The sequence below is a fragment of the Paraburkholderia sediminicola genome (assembly GCF_046026675.1).
Taxonomy (GTDB): Bacteria; Pseudomonadota; Gammaproteobacteria; order Burkholderiales; family Burkholderiaceae; genus Paraburkholderia; species Paraburkholderia sediminicola_F.
Genome location: NZ_JAQQEY010000001.1, coordinates 1,590,782 through 1,612,259, shown reverse-complemented (window position 1 = coordinate 1,612,259; position 21,478 = coordinate 1,590,782). Strand labels below are relative to the sequence as shown.

Genomic DNA, 21,478 nt, shown 5'->3' with positions numbered 1-21,478 from the left:
AAGTTGCCTGAGTTGCCTCGCCTGTTTGCGCCACCCGGACTGCCTGAATCGCCCGAACTCCTTGCCGGGCCCGCGAACGAATACTCGCGTTGCTTGCACCACCCGGACTGCCCGAATCGTCCGAATTCCTTGCTGAGTCCGCGGACAAATAAGTGCGTTGCCCACGTCATCCCGCTAGGCGACTCGGGACGCCTCCGCAATTCGCGCGGCTAGACCCGAATCACGCTGCGTCGGCGTCGCGATGGCCTGCGCCAGCACGGCGCGCGCGCCAATCACTTCCACCCGCTCACGCGCGCGGGTAATTGCCGTGTACACGAGTTCACGCGACAGCACGCGGCTGAACACCGACGGCAACATCAACACCGCATGCTGGAACTCCGAGCCTTGGGACTTATGAACCGTGAGCGCGAACGCCGTATCGTGCGGCGGCAGTGCCGCAGGCGACACTGCGCGCAGACCGCCGTCACCGGTACGGAAGTACACGCGCAACGCACCGCCCGCACCCGGCAGCGCAATGCCGATGTCGCCGTTGAACAGACCGAGCGCGTAATCGTTGCGCGTCACCATAACGGGGCGTCCGGCGAACCACTGCGCGCCTACCGCCAGCGTCACGCCCGCCGCGCGCCGCACCTGTGCGGCCATCGCGGCATTCACCTGATCGACGCCGCGCGGCCCCGAGCGGGTCGCGCACAGAATTCGAAAACGGTTCAGTGCGTCGAAGAGCGGCAATGGGTCCGGTGTATCCGCGGCTAGAGCTTCGGCGAGCGCGTCCGCGTACGGTCCAAAACTTGCGGCGAGCCGCACGACGGTACGATCAGCGAGCGTCGCATGCGTATCTTCGTACAGCGCCGCTGCGCAGGGTTCGGCCGGATCGATGCGCAGGACTTCGAGCGCCGCGCCGGCCGCACCGTTTCGAATCGCGAGCGATAAACGGCCGATCGGCGATTCGAGGCCGAATCGATAGTTGCGCTCGAGCCAGACGACGCAGTCGGCGAGCGGGTTTTGGGCGGGCGAAGGTAAGCCTGATCCAGATCCAATCGCTGTGCCTGTGCCTGTGCCTGATGCCGATCGCGAAGACGACGACAATGCTGCTGCAGCAACCGGCGCCGACCCGCTTGCAAAGAGATCGTCGCCGGGCGGTCCACCGAAGGCGCCATGTGCATCAGCATCGACGAACAAATCGTCAGGCGCCGTATCGAAATCGTCCGGCGCACCCGTTTGTGCGAAAAGATCGTCAGGCCCGTCGTCGAAGCCGCTCGACGCATCCGGCAGTGCTTCCGACAACCGCACAGCTTCAATACCCAGCGCCTCAGCAATCCGCTGCAATCCGTTTTGCGTAAAAGCAGGCCGCGCGCTGAGCTCAGCGAACACCGCACCAGCCTCAACAGCAGCGAGCTGGTCCTTGTCACCGAGCATCACGAGACGCGTCTGCGGCGCAATGGCGTCGAGCAAATGCGCCGCCATCGCAACGTCGATCATCGACGCCTCGTCGATCACGACAACGTCGTAAGGCAGCGGATTGTCGCGATGATGCCGGAAGCGCCCACCCGGCCCGGAACCGAGCAGCCGATGCAAGGTGTACGACGTCTGCGGCAGGCGCGCGGCGAGTTCGGGCGGCAAATCGCCGGCACGTGCGAGCAAGGCTTCCTGCATGCGTTGCGCGGCTTTGCCGGTAGGCGCCGCCAATGCAATTCGCAGATCGGCCCGCACATCCAGCAAACAGGCGAGCACACCGACCACCGTCGTCGTCTTGCCGGTACCTGGGCCGCCGCTGACGATGGTCAAGCGCCCGGACAGCGCCATGACTGCCGCGACACGTTGCCAATCGACTTCATCGTCCTGCGGGGGTCCGAAATAACGCAGCAGACGTTCGTGCAACGTTTGAGCGGTAGCTTCCGCGTCTACGCCTGCACTGGCGCCTGCATTTGCGCCCGCATGCGCAACCAGCGAGCGTGCGAGACGCCGCTCATAGTCGTAGTAGCGCGCCAGATACAGCCGCCCTTGCCCATCGATCACGAGCGGCCGCAACGCCGCCGCACTTTGCGAGCCGTCGCTAGCCATGCCGCTTGCAAACAGCGCCGCGCGCACTTCCGCGCTCAATGCATCGAAGCGGCGCGCCAGCACGGCAAGCGGCAGACACACGTGCCCTTCGGCAGTCGCGCGGCTTGCGGCAAAGGCGGCCCGCGCAGCCCACTTCACCGCCTCGCCCGACACACCGCCACGCCGCGCCAACGTGCCAATGCGGCGCGCGAACCCTTCGGCAAGCGCGGTACTGAAATCGGCCGGAGCGGGCAAATTCACCCCGATGTCGTCGAGCTCCGGCGGCGCGGAAGAATTCCGTTCGAACGTGCTCATGCGACACCTCCGATCATCGCCGCGTCGAGCAGCGCCACCAGCTCGAATGCAGGCCGCCGCATATGCACACCCGCCGCTCCATCGACGTCACGCCACTGCGGACGAACACCGCGCACGAACAGATAGAGATAGCCGCCGATGTGCGTGTCGTACGCATAATCGCGCACCCGTGTTTTCAGATAGCGATGCAGCGCCACCGTATAAAGCAGCGCCTGCAGGTGATACGCATGGCTCGCCATGGCCTCTTCGACCGGCGCCGCGGCGTAGTCGGCGGCGGTGTCGCCCAGATGGTTCGACTTCCAGTCGACGATCCAGAAGCGTCCGTCGTGCTCGACGATCATGTCGATAAATCCTTTGACGAATCCGCGCAACACGCCGGGTTCCAGCGCAACGTCGGGGTAGCCGTGTTCGACCAGCAGTTCGCGCAACGCCGGAAAATCGAGCGAAGGCGCGGCAAACAAAAATTCGAGTTCGTTCAAACGGTGCCGCGGATTCAACCTGGCGAGCTCCATGCCGGGCACGAGCTCGGTGCTCACCACGTCCGCGATCAGGTTGTGCATCATGGCGGGCAAGCGTGCCGCGAGTTCGGGCACTGCCGGCGCCGGACGCTCGCGCAACGCGCCCCGGATGGCATCCGGCCATGTCTGCGGATCGGTGAAATCCGCGAGCTCGAACATGCGATGCAGACACTCGCCCGCCGCCGCGCCGCGTGGAAACGCGAGAATGTCGTCCTCAGCGTAGGACGGCGCTTGCGGCACCGGTAACGGCGTTGGTGCGAGCGCGTCGGCGATCTCGTCGTGATCGGGGCGGACCTCTTCCACCGGCGTATGCGCCTCCTCGGCTTTGCTGCCGGCGGCGATCAGGCCGCTGAAGCTCGCCATGCGCCACTGATCGCGCAACGGCCGCCGATTGGCGCGCGCCTGCATCCGCGCGCCGCTGTCCTGCAAGCTTTCCAACGGCGCACGGCGCTCCACTTTCGGCAATGTCCGCAACGTGACCGGGCCGCCCGCCAACGCCTGCCACGATGATGACAAAGCGGCTTCGTCGGGTGGATCGGTGACCCAATCGTCGAAGCTGTGACCGCTGCCACCCACCAGCCAGTTCAGCACGCTGCGCCGCGACTCCTTGGTAGAGCGCGACGAAAGATAGGTGCCTGCAACCAGATAGCAGCGATACACCGCGCGCGTCAACGCCACATAGACGAGCCGTGCCCGTTCCGCGGCCTGTTCGCGCGCCGCGTAACGTGACGCGCGTTCGGCTTCCTCGTCATCGCAACCGTAGTGCAGCACTGCACCGCCCGCTTCATCGTGATACTCGCGTGCATCGGGCAAGCCGGAGGACGGCGGCTCGCGCAGCGCACCGTCGTTCAGAAACGGACAGAACACGACCGCATATTCCAGGCCTTTCGATTTGTGCACAGTGACGATCTGCACAAGATTGCGATCCGACTCGAGCCGCAACTGCGCGTCTTCGCCACCACCTTGCGTGCGTTGCGCGGCGAGCCAGCGCAAGGTCGGCGCGATGCCCGGTTGCGTGGCGGCACGCGCCTGCACGAGTTCGGCCAGATGATTCACATTCGTCAGACGGCGCTCGCCGTCCGGTCCGGCCACCAACCGCTGTGCGACGCGCAGTTCGCGCATCAGCGTGCGCCACATCAAGGCGAAGCCACGCTCGTGCCATAGCGTGCGATAGCGCGAGAAACGTTCGACCCAACCCATCGCGTCCGCGGCATGCGCGGGATCGTCGGCTGGTGCCGGTGCGTCGGCGACCTGCTCCAGGCGCCACAGCGCTGCTGCGTCGAGGCCAAGCCAATCGGTGGCAAGTGCGGCGCGCAACCGGCGCAGGTCGCCAGGCGTATCGACCGCGGCCAGCACACGTTCGATCTGCTCGGCGTCGAGCGTGGCAAACACCGAAGCCTGCGCCAGTTCCACGCTGCCGACACCCCACGACGCCAGCACACGCTTGATCAGACTGCCCTGCTTATGCGTTTGCACAAGCACCGCGATATTGCCTGGCGCAAGCGGCGCGTCGCCGATCATCACCGACCCTTCGCGCGCGCCGCGCAGGAGCCGCACGATTTCGGCGGCGCAGGCTTCGCTCGCCGCGCGCTGCGCTTCGCGTTTGGTCAACGCGGCGTCGCCTTGCGGCAAGGTCCAGATGCGGAAGTCACCCGCGTTTGCATCCGGGCCGGAGAACGGCGGACGACGCCGCTCGCCGGCTCGCACCGGCTGATAGTCGAGACCGTCGAGCACGAACGCCTGTGGATTGGCTTCGAACAGCCGGTTGCAGGCCTCGACGATCGGCGCGGTCGAACGCTGATTGACCGCGAGCGTGTAGCACGCCGAAGCCGCCGCGCGCGCCGCCAGATAGGTATGCAGATCCGCCGCGCGGAAACTGTAGATCGCCTGCTTCGGATCGCCGACCAGAAACAGCGGACCGGCCGGCGCGAAGATGCGGCTGAAGATCGCGAACTGCAACGGATCAGTATCCTGAAACTCGTCGATCAGTGCGGCCGGATAACGCGTGCGCAAAGCATCGGCAAGCCAGGGGTTGGCCGCGAGCGCGCGATACAGGTTGGACAGCAGATCGTCGAACGACACCACCCTGCGCGTGCGTTTGCGCGCTATCAGTTCGGCGGGCGCGTAGTCGAGCCAGGTTTCCACGAGCGAAAGCCACCGCGCGCGTTGCGCGGCTTCGGCTGCAATCACGGCGGCAGACAACGCTTCGGCGTGCTCGAAGAACGGATGCTCAGGCGGTTCGAACTTGACCTTGGTAGCCTTCTTCAACGCCGACGCCGTCAGTTTCAAGGCCGCCTTTGGCGGCGGTGCATGGCAATCGCCCTGAGCGAAGTATTCGGTCCACGCGGCGATCGCGGCGCTGACGAGTTCAGGCTTGTGCGAGGTCTTGCTCAGACGGTCCTGCGCTTGTCCAAGCAGACTGACGATCGCATCGCGCTCCGCCTGCCACATCGCGCCGGCAACATCGAAACCCGCCTGCGGATCGGCATCGTTTCCAACTGAATCGACCTTGCCCCAGCGCAACTGCGCCAATGGCTTCTTCAGGCGCCGCGCGAGTTGCTCATCGAGCGACGCGGGACCGGCGCGTTTGGCCACCAGCCATGCCGCAAACGCAGGATGTGCGTAGGCCACCGGCTCCACCTGCTCGCGCCAGAAGTCGGCCGCCATTTCGAAGCGCAAGGCCGCGTCGTCGGCTTCCATTTCGAAGGCGAACGGCATGGCTGCGGCGAACGGCGCTTCCTGCAGCGCACGCTGACAGAACGCGTGAATGGTGTGAATCGCGGCCTGGTCAAACGTGCGCAGTGCGCGGCGGACGACTTTCAATGCGGTCTCGCGATCGATGCCGCGTTCCGGCGCCAGCGTCGTTTCAAAGAGACGCTGGATGAACGGATCGCCACCGTCGTCGTCCGTATCGATAGCCCGGTCCAGTTCCGCAAGCCGCCCGCGAATCCGCTCGTGCAACTCCGCGGTCGCCGCCTTGGTAAAGGTCACGACGAGAATCTGATCGGCGTTCAGGTTCTTTTCGAGCAGCAGCCGCACGTACAACGCGCAGATATTCCAGGTCTTGCCGGTTCCCGCCGACGCCTCGATCTGATTGACGCCGTCGAGCGAACAGGCGAAGACGTCGAGCTCTTCTGCGACCAGTGCGTGATGGTGAACAGCGCCGCTCATGATGCGCTCCGCAGATGCTGTACGAGCGGTTTGAAGACGATCGAGGCAAGACTGCCGAACGGTTCATCGAGCGAAAGCGGCGTGCCGCGCAGCGCGATGCGCAAGGCAGGGTCATCTGATTCGCCGCGCACCCGATCATTGATCCACACGCCCTGGGCCGCGGAATCGCTCTCGCTGACTTTCACCCATGCACTCTTCGGGAAAAAGCGCAGCGGCAGCATGCGCCCGGCTCTGAACAACGCGGCAAGCGGCGCCAGTTCATCGAGCGGCGCGGCGACCGGCGTGAGCTCGAAGCTCTCGCCACTGCCATGCCAAACCGTACGGCGCGGGCCGTTCGGCTGCGCCGCGCAATACACCAGATGCGCAAGCCACGCCGATAGATAGTCGCGCGCAGTGGGCTTGGCGTAGCGGAAAATCACTTGTCCTGTTTCAGTCAGCAAATTCAAGGTGCCATGCAGTTGCAGCGGTGTTTCGGCCGCTTTGCGGAGCGCCGCGTCATAAGTGCCGAAGAGCGTATCGGTGATGTCGGCACGATCGGGCCAGCGCGGCACGATATCGAGCACGAACGGCAAACGCTCGACACCCGACGCGACTTCGCGGCGCACGCTGTCGGCGAGCTGTCGCAGCGCGCCGAGTTCACGCGAGCGCCATACCGCGCCGGTCGCTCCACCCGGCAGTTCGGGACTGGCCGCGGCGACGCGGCGCACGCGCTCGAACATGCTGTCGTCGTTGGCATCAGTATCACTATCCAGCAGTACCGGCAGGAGTCGCTCCGCCAGCGCGTCTCGCCCGGCCCAATCGAGTTCGAACGGCTCGGTGTCGAGCAATTCGCCCTGCGCATCCGATAACACAATACCAAGACGATCGCGCAACAACGCACGCGCCGGATGCCGCCAGAAGCGCACGAATTCGTCGAATGCGACGGAGGCCGTCTCTTCGGGCGGCAACGGATGATCGAAGAACGGCGCGGCGGCCAGATGCTGCGGCGCGGCCAGCAAACTGGCCAGTTCCGCGCGATCCACGTCGTAAGTGAAGAGACCGCGCTGCGACGAGAAATAGTCCGACGCGAATGCCTGCAACGGGTGATCGATGATGAATGCATGCCGTGCGGCTTCGATTTCGGCGGGACTCGCCCCTTCGCCTGCCGACACCTGCGCGAGGTGGTCGAGCAATTCATCGACCAGCGCGGCCGGCGGCAACGGCGCGTTGTCGCGAATGCTACGGCCCGTATAGGCGATGAACAGCCGGTCACGCGCGGCCAGCAGCAGATCGAGGAACAGATTGCGTTCGTCGTCGCGGCGCTGCCGGTCACCGGCTTTGCCGAACGCGGCCATCAGGTCGAATTCGTCGGCGCGGGCGAGACTCGGCAACACGCCGTCATCCATGCCGAGCAGGCAGACGATGCGATACGGCAAACCGCGCAAGCTGGTCAGCGACGAAAACGTCACGCTGCCCCATGGCACGCCGCCACGCGCCGGGTCGTCGAGCGCCTCGGTGAGCGCGCCGCGCACCACGGCGGCCGGCAGCACGACGTCTTCTGCGCCCGCTTGCATCGCGTCGCCCATCTTGTCGATTGCGTCGCGCACCGCCGCCAAAGAATCGGCAAATTCCACGCCGCCGTCGAAACACTGCGCGAGCGTTTCGAGCAGCAGTTGCGTCCATTCGGCAGGCGTCTGCTCGACCGAGCAGCGCTGAGCGAAGGTTTCGATATCGTCGACGAAACGCGACAGGCGGCCGAGAAGCTCGGCGTCCGAACCATCGGCGCCTTCAACGGGCAGCCAGGCATCGACCGGCTCGCCGCCATCCGGCATCGCGTAACCGAGGTACAGACGTGTCAGCGCATCGGCAAACGTATGACGCGCGACAGGCACATGCTCGCCCGTCGGCTCCCCAGGCACCAGCCCGCGGCGCGCACCGGCTGCCGCGAGCCATTCCTGCGCGGCTTCGAGCGCGCTGGCATCGATCCCGTAACGCGCGGCGATCGCATCGACCCGCAGCCATTCGATCAGATCCGGCGCACCCACGCTACGCTCAGGCAAGGCCAGCCAATCGAGCAGCAAACGCGCGACCGAATTGGCCTGCGAAGGCGGCAAGCCGGTGATCCGATACGGAATGCGGCGAGTATCGCCAGGCGGCGCAGTGCCGAATACCGCGTCGATCAATGGCCCGGCGGCCGCGAGATCGGACACGGCAACCAGCACGTCGGACGGCTGCAGATCGTCGAACTCATCGAACCAGCCGAGCAGGCGATCGTGCAGCACTTCGAGCTGCCGCGACACGCTGTGACACACGTGGACTTCAATGCCGTTTTCGATCGGCAATTCGTCCGTGTCCGTTTCCGCCCGCAGATCGAGGATGCCATTCTGCACGGCGGCGAGCCAGCTCGGTTCCGGATTCTCGGTGAAGTCGCCGGTCTCGCCGGATGCGGCGCTTTCGGTCAGCTCATGCAGCATATGCAGTTGCGCCTGAGTCTGGCGCCCCCACTCGGCCAACAGCGGATGACCCACTTCCTGATAGTCGAGCTGGCCGGCCACATCAAGCGCTTCGACGCGGCCCGCGCTGACGACGTCGAACCAGAATTCGCGGCACGGGTTCATCACATACAAACGCACGTCGACCCAGCGCGACAGCGCGCGCAGCAAGGCGACGTGCAGCGGCGGCATGGTCGGCAGCGCGAACACGCTGACCGCTTCAGGCCACTGCGCGTTCGAGATGGCTTCGAGATCGAGCGTGCCGATTTCCTCGAGAAAGCGATAAGCAGGCGGCAAAGCGGCTGCGGGCGTTTGCGCGTCGCCCGCCACTTCGGCGAGCACGGCGCGCCATAGCGCGGCTTGCCAACGCTCGTCCTCACGCGCCGCTTCACTCGCGCCGACGAGACGCGGACCGTTGTCGTCCGCCGCGCCGCTCGCGAAAATCGAACCACCCTTCCGCCATTGCAGCAGCCATTCAGGGCGATAGGTCAGATAGTGGTCAAGCACCGTGGCCACGCGGCGCGCCAGTTCGTAGCGCATCGACGCATCCGCCGCATCGAGATAAGTACGCAGACGCGGCGACGCATTCCACGGCAGTGCTTCATCCGCCTCTCCCAGCAACCGGTAGCAGCGCCAGACGAGCCGGTCCGGCGCGAACGGCGAATGCTTGGGTACTTCGATCACGCCGCCAATTTGCGCCCACAACCACTGCGCGAGGTAACCAAAATTGACATTCGCGCAGATGCCCTGACGCGCCGCGATGTCGAGCTCGAGCCGGCGCCGCACCGCCGCGCTCGGGACGATCACGGGCTGCGCGGTCCAGGGATCGGACGGCGCTTCTCCCAGGTCGTCGAGCAGCGCGCCGACAAGGGTTTCGTAGCGGTTCGAGTAGAAGAGTTGGAGCATGGATCCTGGGAAAGCAGGCGACGCGAGCGGAACACCCGGGCCGCGACAGACATTGAAGCGACAGCATAACAAACGTGCTCCCAGGAGCAGAACCTGGCCGAACGAACGAGGTCAGATCAGGCTCAAAATCAGTTAGACTCGACGGCAGTTTGGGGCTGCCCCGGGTCGGCTCCCGGGTCGGCCCGGGGTTGACCTGTTCAACCGCGTTTTCTCAGTGAATGGAATCCAGGCAGTCGATGCGCTATTCGGTTGAAATAAAAAAATTCCTCTACAGCCAGTACTTTTATGGCGGCCTGCGCATCGCAGTCGGCGTGTCGTTACCGGCCATATTGTGTTTGATCGTATTTCACGACCGCGAACTCGGCTTCACGATCGCGACCGGCGCACTCGGCGCCTGTGTGGTCGATATGCCGGGCCCGCTCAAGTACAAGCACAACGAGATGCTGGCGTGTACGGTGATCGGCTTCCTGTCCGCGCTCGCCACCGGCATCGCCACGGTCAACCCGGTGGCGCTGTGGTGCACGGTCGTGCCGCTCACGTTCGTGCTCTCGTTGATCGTCGTGTACGGCAACCGCTGGCCGCAGATCAGCTTCGCCACGCTGTTCATGATGATCATGACGCTGGAAGAGCACTTCACGCCGATGCAGGCGCTCGTCAATGCGTCGTGGATTCTCATGGGTGGTCTCTGGTACACGTACTGGTCGACCTTCGTGAGCCGCTGGATGATGCACCGCATCGAACAGCAGGCCCTTGCCGAAAGCGTGTTCGCGTGCGCGGACTATCTGCTCGCGCGTGCCGCCTTCTACGATCTCAATAACGATCTCGACGAGTGCTATCGCAATCTGGTCGACAAGCAGATCACCGCCGTCGAACGTCAGGATGCCGCACGCGATATCGTGCTGCGCAATCTGCCCAAGCTGAAAGCCGGCCGGCTCGAACCGCGCCGGGCCATGCTGTTCAATCTGTTCATCAATACCGTCGACCTGCACGAGCTGTTTGTCGGCACGCACGTGGACTACTCGCTGGTGCGCAGCACGTTTGGCGGCTCCGACCTGCTGGTGTTCTATCGCGATCTGATTCGCAAATCGGCAGCCGATCTCGAAGAAATCGGACTCGCGGTGCTGCAAAACCAGCCGCCACGTACTCGCATCAATGTAAAAGCCGAATTGCGCGCCATCGAGTTCGAGATCGAACTGATGCGCAAGCAGGACCTGGCTGCCAAAAATCCTGAGGCTTATTCGGCGGTATCGTCCACCTTCCGGCGCATCTGGAGCGCCACGCGCCTGATCGACAGGATGCACCAAAGCCTGTCGAGCGATCCGAGCGCGACCGAGACCGAACTGCGGCTCGACAAGGCGCTCTCCCGCTTCGTATCGAGCCGCCGTGTGCCGTTCGGGCAGATCTTCTCGAATCTGACCATGGCCTCGCCGAGCTTCCGCCATGCGCTACGCGTGACGATCGCGGTTGCCGTAGGTTTCTGGCTCGGCCGCCTGCTGCCGCTCACCAACGCATACTGGATCGTGATGACCACCGTCATCATCCTGAAGCCCGGTTATTCGCTGACCAAGCAGCGCAACGGGCAGCGGATAGTCGGCACGCTGATCGGCTGTGCGGCGAGCATCGCGTTGATGATTTTCGTCAAGGAGCCGCACATCCTGCTGGTGGTGATGTTCGCCTCGATGGTGATGAGCTACAGCCTGCTGCTATTCAATTACACGGCGAGCGTAGTGTTCACGTCCTCGTATGTGCTGCTCATGTTCCATCTGCTCGCGCCGGGCAGCATGCGCATTATCGGCGAGCGCGCGATCGATACGGTGGTGGGCTGCGCAATCGCCATTGCGGCAAGCCATCTGTTCCCCTACTGGGAATACCGGTTGATGGGCAAGCTCGTCAACAACATGATCAATGCGACGCGGCAGTATCTGGAAGCGAGCTGGTGGTGGAGCGGCAAGCCGGCCGCCGCGGTGGTCGCCACGGTGACGGAGGCCGGCGCGTTTGCTCCCGTCGCGGCAATGGCGGATCCGGCGATCGAACTCGGCACGCCGGCGCTCGCGGTGGCAAATGCCGGGGCGACCACCAGTGCAAGCGGCGCCGGCACCACCACGGTCAGCAACCCGACCGCCAAGCCGGTCGGCGGGGCATCCCCTGCCGCCGCAGCCGCTGCAACAGCGCTCGATCGCGATTACCGCTACCGGCTCGCGCGCAAGAACGTCCACGTGGCGTTCGCCAATCTGGGCCAGGCATTCCAGCGCATGATGCTCGAACCGAAGTCCGCGCAGAAGTTCGTGCCGGAATTGAACGACCTGCTGGTGCGCAGCCACGTGCTCGCCTCGCAGATCACCGTGGCGGCGCCGTTGCTGCGCACCTCCGCGCAGCGGGCCGACAACGTCTCACTACAGCCGTTGCAACGCGCCCTGAGCGCTATCCGCGACAATCTGACCGAAGCCGAAGCCGGCAGCGCCCCGCCCGCCGATCAAGCCGAGCAGATCAAACAATTGTCGCGTGAGTTGGATACGATGGTGGTCGAGACGGAGAAATCGCCGGACCACTCGGCGGATGCCGTGCATGACATGAAATTGCTCGCCCATCAATGCAAGCAGATGCTGACGGCGTCAGCGCAGATTCGCAAGGATGCGAGCGTCATTCGCCTGCCGGACGAGTGAAACGCTCGGGTCGTCTTATTGTGCGGCGCCGCTTGCGGGCTTCGCTACGGTAGCCGCAGCCGCTGCGGCCGCCGCGTCCGATGAAATCGTCGGCGCCAGCGCGTTCTGGCGATCGAAATCGCGCTTTTCCGTGATGGCGTTATAGAAGAGCGTGGCGATCACCAGCAGTACCGCGACCACGATAAAAACAGCAATGCCAAAGGTCGGGTTCTTCTTGCGCGGCGGTTTGTTCATGAGGCGGGCTCGGTTCGCGAGGCAGTCGCGGATAGTGTCTGGGAAGGCGGCATTCTACGCCCACTGAGCTTGCACACGGCTTGCAGTCAGCGCCCCTCCACCACCGCCGACGGCCGCACCGGCAGCGCCGTCGAATACTTGATCTGCTCCATCGCGAAACTCGAACTCACGTCATACAGCGGCACGGCAGCGATCAACAGTTTGTAGACGCGATCGTAGTCGTCGATATCGGACACCACCACGCGCAGCAGGTAATCAGTTTCGCCGCTCATCCGATACACCTCCACCACCTCCGGGATCTCCCGCACCGCGCGCGTAAAGGTCTGCGCCCACGCCTCGGTATGCTGATTAGTGCGCACCGCGACGAACACGGTCGTACCTACGCCGAGCTTGCGCGCATCGCACAGCGCCACCTGGGCACGAATCACGCCTGTCTCTTTCAAGCGCTGCAGCCGCTTCCAGCACGGCGTTTGCGACAGATTCACGCGCTGCGCCAGTTCGGCGATTGGCATGGTTGCGTCTTCCTGTAGCAGCTCAAGCAGCTTCCGATCGATGATATCCATTCCCATCTTCAAACCCCCATAGGAAATTATTCTACTTTTAAGACTCCAGGGGGAATTATATGGAAACTCTTTCTCCAGGCAAACCGGTATAAATATGTCTATCCAAAAATAGCCGATAAGCAGCCATACCGCTGCGCCGCGATCATGAGCCAAGACCTCCGTTCAACCCCCGTCGCCCGTTCCTCCGCCCACTCCGCACAGTTTGCCGGAGCGAATGCAACGCCCTCGCGCGCGCACCACACCGCGCCGCTCACGAACCTGTGCGACGCACTCGACGCCATGTTCGAAGCCTGCGTGAAATTTCCCGAACCGTCGGATTCGACCTTCTTCGCGCGCAGCATGCGCATCGCGCTAGCCGAAGCCGCGGCGAATCCCGATTTGCTCACGTCGGCGCAACGCGAAGGCTCCACTGAAAATTACCGGCGTCATCTGCTGGCCGCCGATCCGCACGGCCGCTATGCGATCGCCGCGCTGGTATGGCAGCCGCACCAGGCAAGCCCAGTGCACGCGCACCACACTTGGTGCGGCTACGCCGTGGTCGACGGCACGCTGAGCGAAACGGTCTTCGAATGGAATGGCGCACGGCACTGCGCAAGCGCCACCCGCACCCAGGCGCGCAATACCGGAGCGGTGTCGTTTGTGCGCGGCGGCAGGGGCGGCATTCACCGCCTGGGCAATTGCAGCGACGCGCCCGCCGTCTCGCTGCATATCTACGGTGTCGCGGGCGGGCAGATCGCGACGCATGTCAACGACGTCGTGCGCGCAGCCGACGCACCGGCGCTCGCCTGAAACCCGTAGGCCCTGCGTAAAGACGCGGACCGCGTCAAGGTCCGCTAGCCTCGCCTCGCATCCAGCCCAATCAGCTTTTACCGCCCGCTTCTCCGGCCGTCGGAATCTGCGGCGGAATCGGCGCGGTCTGCCCGGTCGGCGGCGGCGCCGGACGCGGTTCGTGCGACACGTCGCGCGCCACCGCCATCGCGGCATGTGCGGTCCGCGTGGAAGCCGCCGCCTCGGTATGCGCCTGCCCATGTCCATGCGGGCCAAGCTCGGGCAGTTCATCGTCCGGCAAAGGCTGTCCTTCGCTATCCTTCGACGACGTGTACACACGCATCTGCGGCACCGGAATCTCGATGCCGGCTTCGTCCATCTTGCGCTTGAGCCTCAGATTGAAGGCGCGCGCCACGCTCCATTGCTGCAACGGCCGTGTCTTGATCTGCCCTTTCACGACCATCCAGTTCGGATCAAAGCGGTCGAGCCCCCACACCTCGATCGGGCCAAGCATTTCACGCCGGTAGCGGAAGTCGGCCATCAGATCGGCGCCGACTTCGCGAATCAGTTGCGTGATCTGATCGACATCGGTCGAGAACGACATACGCACTTCGAACACCGCGTAGGCGAAGTCGCGCGACAGGTTCTTGACGATCTTGATCTGCGAGAACGGAATCGCGTGAATCGCGCCTTGCCCGTCGCGCAAACGGACAGTGCGAATCGACAGATGCTCGACGGTGCCCGCGTGGCCGCCGTCCACGTCGATCCAGTCGCCGACCGAGATCGTATCTTCGATGATGATGAACAGCCCCGTGATCAGGTCGGTCACGAGCGACTGCGCGCCGAAACCGATCGCGAGGCCGATCACCCCGGCGCCGGCCAGGAGCGGCGTCACATTGATACCCAGATTCGCCGCGGTGACGATGCCGGCAATCGTCATGATCGTCACCAGCAGCACGTTGCGCAGCAGCGGCAGCATCGTGCGCGCCCGCATGCTCGGATTGCGCGACTTATTGCGCGGACCACCCGGATTGAGGGCTTCGGTAATCGCCGTGTCGACCAGAATCCACAGCAGCCATGAGATGAACACTGTCGCAATGATCGCGGTCACCGCGTGCGCAATCCCACGCGCCGCAACGTTTTTCTCCACGACTTCCGCGAGCGACACCCCCCATAAACGTGCCGCCAGTTCGAAGAAGAACAGCCAGATAAACAGCGTCAACAGCGTGCCGCAAAAGCGCAGCAAGCGCGACAGATAAGGCGAGCGGCGCCGCGCGCGATGGCTTCGCGGGCGCGTCACACGCAGCACGATGGCTGACAGGAAAAATGCGAACACCAGCAACAGCGCGGTGACCACTGAAATCTGCAGCACGTTTTCGCTGGAGCCCGAGCCGCCGAGCGTAGCCACCACCGACGCGGCGGCGAGCACCAGCACCGGTACGTGCCAGAGCGAGGCGAGCACGTCGAACGCGTCGGTCGCGGCCCTGTGATCGTGGCGCTGCTCGTAAGGCCGGTTGCGAATCAGATGCGCGACCGGCCGGCGGAATGCCAGCGCGAAATAGCCGGTGAGCACGGCGGCCGTCATGTTGGCGGCCGTCGAAATCAGCGCGGCGAGATTCGGTCCGAGCTGATGCTCGACGTCATAGTTGACCGCCGCATCGCCGAGCGCGGCGCATATGCCCACCACGAACAGCACGCGCCGCGCGTGTTCGATCAGCAGGTGCACCGCAACCCGCCGATGTCCTGAGCCGAACAGCGAAAACATGATCAGGCAGATCGCCGAGAACACGGCACCCGCAACGATCGCATAGGCGACCACCAGGCCGAGCGTGCGGCCGAGCGCATCGGGCATCGCGCGCACAAACAGCAACGCGGCGAGAAAGGCGATGATCCACGGACCGACGCGGCGCAGCGCGAAAATCAGCAACTCGCGCGTGGTGGGATTCGGTTTGAGCCCCATCAGGATACCGAAGCGCCGGTATAGCCGGTGCTGCACGTAAATCAGCGCGCCGGCGCACGCGCCCCAGCCGGCCAGCATGGCAATCATCGAGAAGACGATACGCCCCAAGCTCTCTTGCCCCTGACCCGAAATGATCGTGTAGAGCTCGTTGCCGGCCGCGTTGAAGCGGCCGCCCCAATAGCGCACCGGCGTGCGGCCCTGATGCACATTGGATTCGAATGAGGCGATGCCCGATGCGATTGCTCCGAGCAAGCCAGCACTCGTTTGAGCGGACGCGGGCGCGGCCGGCGCAACGTTTTGCGACACGTCACGCAGCTTTTTGAGCTGAGCGACGAGCGCGGTGCGCTGCCGGTCGTTGTCGAGCGTGGCGATCACGCTGTCGAGCGAGCGCGTCAGTTCCGCCTGGCTCGCAGGCGACGGCGCGGAGGCCGCTTCCGCGGCAGACGCGCCCGAGGCGGCAGACGCAGGCGTTGCAGTCGCGCTATTGATCAGGCTCTGCAAGGCCGGAATGACCGGCGTGCCGGTGCCGACAGCCTCGGCCGTGGCGGGCATCCATCCGATGCCGAGGATCAGTGCGAGGCAGACCGTGGCCGCCCACGCGCCAAGCCACGCCGCGACGTGAGCGCGAATGCCGCGCCCGATATGACTGAAATGAAAATGAAAGACGGCGCGAGTCGCCAGTTGCCCGCCGTTAGACGGCGCGGCCCCGGACTCACGCCGCAATGGGCATGACTGCATGGCGATCCGTAAGAAAACGGGAGACGCCAGTGTAGCCGCAGTTTCACCACCAGCGCCCGAACATGCGTAACCGATTGTTAGGACGCTTGCGCAAGTTCGGGGAACGGCGGGCTGCCGTCATCCCCTCGAACCGCCGCCAGAGCGCACACAACGGACCAGGCGCGACACGAGCCGCGCGTGGTCCCGCGCTCCGTCAAAGCTCAATAAGCCACCGTCGCGATCTGACGGACAAAACGGCCCTGCTCCAGTTCGTCGACGAAGGCGATCGCATAGTCTTCCGCGGAAATGCGGCTATTGCCCTCGGCATCGGCCAGCAGCGTGTTCGCGCCCGTGCGGAACGTGCCGGTGCGCTCTCCCGGCGCAATCAGCGCGGCCGGCGCGAAAAACGTCCAGTCGAGGTCGGTGACGCCACGGTAGTAATTGAATGCATCGCGGTGGGCCAGTGCGACCGCTTTGTAGGCGTCCGGAAAACCGTCCGTGTCGACCAGCTGCTTGCCCGGCGCCACTTCGAGCGAACCCGCGCCGCCCACCACCACGAGGCGCTTCAAGCCCGCCGCGCGCACGCCGTCGACGAGCGCATGGGTGGCCTTGGATACCGCCGCGGGATCGTCTTTCGGCGGTGCATAGGCGCTCGCCACCACGTCGTGACCACGCACCGCGGCGCCGGCGCTCGCTGCGTCGAGCAGATCGGCCTGCGCGGCTTTGAGATTCGCCACATCCGTCGGCACGCGTGCCGGATTGCGCGCCAGCGCCGTCACCTGATGCCCGCGGCGAGCAGCTTCCGCGGCGATCCGCGAACCAATCATGCCGGTGGCGCCGAACAACGCGATCTTCAACTGTTTGCTCATTTCAATGCTCCTGTCATTAGCTAATATGTAACTGGATTGATTACATATAAAGTGGAAAAAAGAGGGGCGCAAGCCCCGTCCGTTCTCAGGTGCGCAGGTTCCGTCTACGCCGTGCGCGCCCTTCGATACCGCCTCATTGCTACCTTCTGTGCCACCCTCGTTGCCGCATCACCCATGCGAACGCCGCTTGCGTTCTAGCGCCCGTTCAGCGCGCATCAGGTCGGCGGTGGCGTCAGCCAGCGTGCGTGCACCGAGCGACGCTTCCATGGCCTGCTGCGCTTCGTCGATAATGCCGCGCAGCACAACCTGGATATGCCGCCCCACCATGCACGCCGGATTCGGCTCCTCGCGATGCATGGCGAACAATTGCGCGTCGTCTACCGCACGATACACCTGAAGCAGAGTGATCTCGTCAGGTGCCCGGGCGAGCAGCGCACCGCCACCCGCGCCGAGTTGCGAGGCCGTGAGGCCCGCATCGGCCAGCATGCTCAGCAAACGCCGGATCAACGCGGGATTCGTATTCACGCTGCCCGCGATCATCTCCGACGAGAGCGGCACGCCCTCCTGCAACGACAGCAGCGCGAGCACATGCACTGCAAATGCAAACCGGCTACTGGTATTCACAGCAAACCTGCCCGGCAACGACAATGTGTAACCATAGTAATTACATTTAATCCGGCTGTCAAACGGACGAACGTGCGACCGGATGCACCGGCTGCCATCTCACTTGTCCATCTGCTTTTGCGCATCGCTGGAATCGCTGGATGTCGACGCCGAAGCCGAAACGCCCGCCGCCGACGCCGAACTTTGCGCCGACCACTCCTGCAGCTTGCGTCCCGCCGTCTCGAGTCCCTGGCCGGTCAGCGCCGCCGCCTTGCCGAGTTGCACATTGGTCGCGCTTGCCGCGCCTTGCAAATTGGCTTGCGCGCTCGACGCCAGCGAGGCCGGATCGATCGTGATCGACGGCGCGGACGCCGATGAGAGGTTCTGCTGCGCGGCGGCCTTGGTCGCATCGACCTGCTGGCCGACGTAGCTGGCCGCCTGATCGAGCTTCTGACCGGCGGCTTGCGCCGCATCGTTGAGCTTGCCGGCGACCTGTGCCGACGCGTCGTTCTTCTGACAAGCCGTCAGGCCGCCGAACACGAGGGCGACAACCGCGACGCGGCGCAACAACGGCGAACGAATGGATAAAGTCATATTTAAGTGTGAGCCGCATCGAGCGGCTTCCGCATGCGAAAACGGCCCAATGATACGCCGTTGCGCAGCGCGGTCTCCTCGGCAAGCACCTGGAAGCCCGCGGACTCGACGCTGCCCGGCCGAGGCTCGAAACAATTGCGCCAGCGCCGCCGTGTCGTCAGCGTGCAGCGCGCGCCATTCGAAATGCTTCATTGCATCCTCCGTCGCGGTTCTGTCAAACGTGTTGGAGTAGACTGCCAGAGCGTTCGATGTGTTCCGTTGATCAATAGGAGGCATGCGATGGCAGCAAAGAAGATTCTGTTCCTGACCGGCGACTTCGCCGAGGATTACGAAACGATGGTGCCGTTTCAGGCACTGCAGGCGGTCGGCCACGTAGTCGACGCGGTCTGTCCAAACAAGAAAGCGGGAGACAAGATCAAGACCGCGATTCATGATTTCGAAGGCGACCAGACCTACACCGAAAAACCCGGCCATCAATTCACGCTCAACGCAACGTTCGAGGACGCCGATCCGCGTCAATATGACGCGCTGGCGATTGCAGGCGGCCGCGCGCCGGAATACCTGCGACTCAACCACAAGGTGATCGAGCTCGTGCGGCAGTTCGCCGAAGCAGGCAAGCCGATCGCCGCGATCTGCCACGCCGCGCAACTGCTGGCCGCCGCCGACGTGATCCGCGGCAAGCGCATTTCCGCCTACCCGGCCTGCGCACCCGAAGTGAAGCTGGCCGGCGGCGAGTACGTCGACATCCCGGTCGATGCCGCGATCACCGACGCCAATTTCGTCACCGCCCCCGCATGGCCCGCTCACCCTGAGTGGCTGCGTCAGTTCCTCGTGCTGCTCGGCACCCGGATCGAACTCTGATCCTCAGGCGAGCGCCTTGCCCTCGCGGCACTGTGCACTCGCCAAAACACACCTGCATTTGAGACTCGTCCGATAGTTCGCAACGCAAGGTTTTCCTATAGTCGCCGGTTGACTTGGGAGCCCCTTTCGATGGAACTGACTGACTGGATCGTCATTCTCGCCGTCACGTTGATGGCAATTGCTTTTTTCTGCGCGCGTACACCGGCCAACTGGTCGCGAGAAAACCGCGCGCGGCGTCTGGCTGGCACACGCATGCTGGTGCAAGCGGCGTGTTCGCTGTGGGCGGCGCTGTTGATCGTCGCGCGCGGCCTGTTCGCCCTGGACGGCCTGCCCGGACTGCACCCGGCGCCGCTCGAGGCACTGACCGGCGTCGCGATCCTGATCGTCTGCGGCTGCTACTGGTCGATTCGCGGCAGCAAACTCCTCAAGCCGCGTCGGCTCTTTACCGCGTACTGATACCGGACGCGGCATCGGCGGCATGTGCCGCCGCGCCGCCGCTCAGGCCAGGGCCATCACGATCGCCGAGGCCCACGCGTGCTTCGCGCGCACCACGAACCGCGTGAGCACCGTCCGCCAGCGTGGCCTGCGTTTCGACCGCCAGTTGCGCCGTCCGCACCTCGGCTTCGGGCAGCGACAGATAAAACGTCGTGCCTATACCCTCTTTCGACTCCGCCCACACGCGCCCGCCGTGCCGTTCCACCACGCGCCGCACGAGCGCGAGGCCGATGCCCTCACCCGCCGCCACATTGCCGTGCAGCCGCTGAAAGGCGTTGAAAAGCCGCGGCAGCGCGACCGCCGGAATGCCCAGGCCATTGTCCCGTACGTAGAAAATCCGTAGTGAATGCACGCCGGGCGGCGCCGGCGTCGTACCAATTTCGACCCGGCCTTCGCGCGCGGGGTCCAGATAATTGACCGCATTGCCGATCAGGTTCGCGAACACCTGTTCGAGCGCGGTCGGGTCGCCCCACACCGCCGGCAAATCCTCGACGACGACACGCGCCCGGCGCGCCCGGATCGACCCTTGCATCGCATCGACCACGCGCGGCACGATGTCGCGCACTTCGACCTTTTGCTGCCGGTACTCCACACGGCCGACCCGCGATAGCCGCAATAGCGCGTCGATGATATGAGATGCCCGCAGCACGGCCGTCTGCAGGAAATGCAGTGCCTCGCCGATATCCTCGTCCACCACCCGTTCGATGCGCTGCCGCGCTTCTGCCGCGAGCGACGACTGGCGCAGCACCACGCGCAGTTCGTCACACGCGCGAATCAGTTCTTTCGAGAAGCCTTGCAGATTCACCAGCGGCGCACGCAGGTCGTGCGACACGCTGTAGATGAACATTTCGTTTTCCTGAGTCTGTTGCCGCAAGGTCTCGTTGATGCGCGCCAGTTCGGTAGTGCGCCGCGCCAGATCGGACTGGAAACGCGCCTGGATGCGCTCGGCTTCGAGCAGGCGCCGGCTGGTTTCATGCAAGGTCAGATCGAGCCGGGCAATTTCATCGCGCCCCGGGCCGATCGGCGCCAGCGGCTCGTTGCCTGCGAGGCGCCCGGCGTTATCGGAGAGCAGCGCAAGCCGGCCGCGCACGCCGCGCGTGAACAACCACACGGCCAGCGCGACGAATAGCAAGGAGCCGAACACGGCCGCGACGACCAGCGCCTGTTGCCGTTCACGCGCGGCCTCAGCGGCATTCGAGCGCAACGTGTCGAGGCGCCGCTCTTCGGCCTGGAAAGCCACCACCTGTTGACGGAAGCGATCGAGCACGTCGGCCGAGGCCAGGTCGCGGAAGCGATCGAGCAGATCGCGCCGCCGCCCCGAATGCAGCATGTCCTGAACGCGGTCCGACCATTGGCGATACCCCTGCACGGCCTGGCGCACCTGCACCACGCGCTCGACTTGCGCCGGGTTGTCGGCAACCAGCTCGGCCAGTTGATCGATACGACGGTCGACGTCCATCCACAAGGCGACCGGTGTCGTAAAGCGGGTGTCGTTGGCGAGCACCGCGCCGCGCAGCGCCACGGACTCACCCAGCACCGGATCGAGAATCGCGGTGGTCTGGCGCAGCACGTCCTCGCTATGAATGGCCCACCGTTCGGCTTGCGTCGCGTCGGCCTGCGCCATGACGAGTCCAGACAGCAACGCCAGTTCGAAGACGGCCGGAATTGCGATCAGCAACAGGCCTTTAGTGGTCAGTCTCATGCGTGCGCATTGGAAGTCGATGGCCGGC

14 protein-coding genes are annotated in these 21,478 nt (G+C 64.6%); 4 read left to right on the top strand and 10 right to left on the bottom strand.

The annotated features are described in order from the left end of the window. Positions 1 to 174: 174 nt before the first annotated feature. The 3 genes from PQQ86_RS06925 to recC are packed head-to-tail and all read right to left on the bottom strand — an operon-like array spanning position 175 to position 9,421. Positions 175 to 2,355, bottom strand: a complete 2,181-nt coding sequence (locus PQQ86_RS06925; protein ID WP_408265499.1) for an AAA family ATPase — start codon at positions 2,353 to 2,355, stop codon at positions 175 to 177. After that, positions 2,352 to 6,044 carry an exodeoxyribonuclease V subunit beta gene (gene recB, locus PQQ86_RS06920; protein ID WP_408265498.1) on the bottom strand — a complete coding sequence of 1,231 codons (3,693 nt, stop codon included), beginning with the start codon at positions 6,042 to 6,044 and terminating at the stop codon, positions 2,352 to 2,354. The genes PQQ86_RS06925 and recB overlap by 4 nt, the downstream gene beginning before the upstream one ends. Beyond that, positions 6,041 to 9,421, bottom strand: a complete 3,381-nt coding sequence (gene recC / locus PQQ86_RS06915) for an exodeoxyribonuclease V subunit gamma (protein ID WP_408265497.1) — start codon at positions 9,419 to 9,421, stop codon at positions 6,041 to 6,043. The genes recB and recC overlap by 4 nt, the downstream gene beginning before the upstream one ends. 236 nt (positions 9,422 to 9,657) lie before the next feature. Here recC and PQQ86_RS06910 point away from each other — a divergent pair, with 236 nt between their 5' ends. Next, positions 9,658 to 12,084 carry an FUSC family protein gene (locus tag PQQ86_RS06910; protein ID WP_408265496.1) on the top strand — a complete coding sequence of 809 codons (2,427 nt, stop codon included), beginning with the start codon at positions 9,658 to 9,660 and terminating at the stop codon, positions 12,082 to 12,084. A gap of 15 nt (positions 12,085 to 12,099) precedes the next feature. Here PQQ86_RS06910 and PQQ86_RS06905 read toward each other — a convergent pair whose 3' ends face one another. Further along, complete coding sequence (locus PQQ86_RS06905) at positions 12,100 to 12,318, bottom strand: hypothetical protein (protein WP_408265495.1); 219 nt, start codon at positions 12,316 to 12,318, stop codon at positions 12,100 to 12,102. An 86-nt stretch (positions 12,319 to 12,404) separates the two neighbouring features. Then, the gene (locus tag PQQ86_RS06900) at positions 12,405 to 12,887 is read right to left on the bottom strand and encodes an Lrp/AsnC family transcriptional regulator (RefSeq protein WP_054034665.1); all 483 of its coding nucleotides are present in this window, start codon (positions 12,885 to 12,887) and stop codon (positions 12,405 to 12,407) included. A gap of 273 nt (positions 12,888 to 13,160) precedes the next feature. Between PQQ86_RS06900 and PQQ86_RS06895 the strand changes: the two genes are divergently transcribed. Then, positions 13,161 to 13,670, top strand: coding sequence for a cysteine dioxygenase family protein (locus PQQ86_RS06895; RefSeq protein WP_408270149.1), 510 nt, complete (start codon positions 13,161 to 13,163; stop codon positions 13,668 to 13,670). A gap of 70 nt (positions 13,671 to 13,740) precedes the next feature. Here PQQ86_RS06895 and PQQ86_RS06890 read toward each other — a convergent pair whose 3' ends face one another. The 4 genes from PQQ86_RS06890 to PQQ86_RS06875 all read right to left on the bottom strand — a co-directional run bounded on the left by PQQ86_RS06890 (position 13,741) and on the right by PQQ86_RS06875 (position 18,392). Then, positions 13,741 to 16,347: a mechanosensitive ion channel family protein gene (locus tag PQQ86_RS06890; RefSeq protein ID WP_408265494.1), complete on the bottom strand. Its 2,607-nt coding sequence runs from the start codon at positions 16,345 to 16,347 to the stop codon at positions 13,741 to 13,743. Between the two features lie 200 nt (positions 16,348 to 16,547). After that, complete coding sequence (locus PQQ86_RS06885) at positions 16,548 to 17,195, bottom strand: NAD(P)-dependent oxidoreductase (RefSeq protein WP_408265493.1); 648 nt, start codon at positions 17,193 to 17,195, stop codon at positions 16,548 to 16,550. Positions 17,196 to 17,363: 168 nt separating this feature from the next. Further along, positions 17,364 to 17,819, bottom strand: a complete 456-nt coding sequence (locus PQQ86_RS06880) for an Rrf2 family transcriptional regulator (protein WP_408265492.1) — start codon at positions 17,817 to 17,819, stop codon at positions 17,364 to 17,366. Positions 17,820 to 17,918: 99 nt separating this feature from the next. Next, positions 17,919 to 18,392, bottom strand: coding sequence for a BCAL1086 family glycoprotein (locus tag PQQ86_RS06875; protein WP_179839285.1), 474 nt, complete (start codon positions 18,390 to 18,392; stop codon positions 17,919 to 17,921). Between the two features lie 279 nt (positions 18,393 to 18,671). Between PQQ86_RS06875 and PQQ86_RS06870 the strand changes: the two genes are divergently transcribed. After that, a complete protein-coding gene (locus PQQ86_RS06870; protein ID WP_154560073.1) occupies positions 18,672 to 19,253 on the top strand; it encodes a DJ-1/PfpI family protein in 582 nt (193 codons plus the stop codon). 129 nt (positions 19,254 to 19,382) lie between these two features. After that, positions 19,383 to 19,709 (top strand): hypothetical protein, encoded by a 327-nt coding sequence (locus tag PQQ86_RS06865; protein ID WP_408265491.1) that lies wholly within the window; start codon positions 19,383 to 19,385, stop codon positions 19,707 to 19,709. On the opposite strand, the gene PQQ86_RS06860 is transcribed toward PQQ86_RS06865, so the two are convergent. Further along, positions 19,696 to 21,450: a sensor histidine kinase gene (locus tag PQQ86_RS06860; RefSeq protein ID WP_408265490.1), complete on the bottom strand. Its 1,755-nt coding sequence runs from the start codon at positions 21,448 to 21,450 to the stop codon at positions 19,696 to 19,698. The two genes, PQQ86_RS06865 and PQQ86_RS06860, sit on opposite strands and share 14 nt — an antisense overlap. Between the last annotated feature and the right edge of the window lie 28 nt (positions 21,451 to 21,478).

Coding starts and splice junctions, on each gene's coding strand:
- PQQ86_RS06865 (WP_408265491.1), top strand. CDS start 19,383: ATGGAACTGACTGACTGGATCGTCATTCTCGCCGTCACGTTGATGGCA.
- PQQ86_RS06875 (WP_179839285.1), bottom strand. CDS start 18,392: ATGACTTTATCCATTCGTTCGCCGTTGTTGCGCCGCGTCGCGGTTGTC.
- PQQ86_RS06925 (WP_408265499.1), bottom strand. CDS start 2,355: ATGAGCACGTTCGAACGGAATTCTTCCGCGCCGCCGGAGCTCGACGAC.
- PQQ86_RS06860 (WP_408265490.1), bottom strand. CDS start 21,450: ATGAGACTGACCACTAAAGGCCTGTTGCTGATCGCAATTCCGGCCGTC.
- PQQ86_RS06885 (WP_408265493.1), bottom strand. CDS start 17,195: ATGAGCAAACAGTTGAAGATCGCGTTGTTCGGCGCCACCGGCATGATT.
- PQQ86_RS06910 (WP_408265496.1), top strand. CDS start 9,658: ATGCGCTATTCGGTTGAAATAAAAAAATTCCTCTACAGCCAGTACTTT.
- PQQ86_RS06900 (WP_054034665.1), bottom strand. CDS start 12,887: ATGGGAATGGATATCATCGATCGGAAGCTGCTTGAGCTGCTACAGGAA.
- PQQ86_RS06870 (WP_154560073.1), top strand. CDS start 18,672: ATGGCAGCAAAGAAGATTCTGTTCCTGACCGGCGACTTCGCCGAGGAT.
- PQQ86_RS06890 (WP_408265494.1), bottom strand. CDS start 16,347: ATGCAGTCATGCCCATTGCGGCGTGAGTCCGGGGCCGCGCCGTCTAAC.
- recB (WP_408265498.1), bottom strand. CDS start 6,044: ATGAGCGGCGCTGTTCACCATCACGCACTGGTCGCAGAAGAGCTCGAC.
- PQQ86_RS06895 (WP_408270149.1), top strand. CDS start 13,161: ATGTTCGAAGCCTGCGTGAAATTTCCCGAACCGTCGGATTCGACCTTC.
- PQQ86_RS06905 (WP_408265495.1), bottom strand. CDS start 12,318: ATGAACAAACCGCCGCGCAAGAAGAACCCGACCTTTGGCATTGCTGTT.
- recC (WP_408265497.1), bottom strand. CDS start 9,421: ATGCTCCAACTCTTCTACTCGAACCGCTACGAAACCCTTGTCGGCGCG.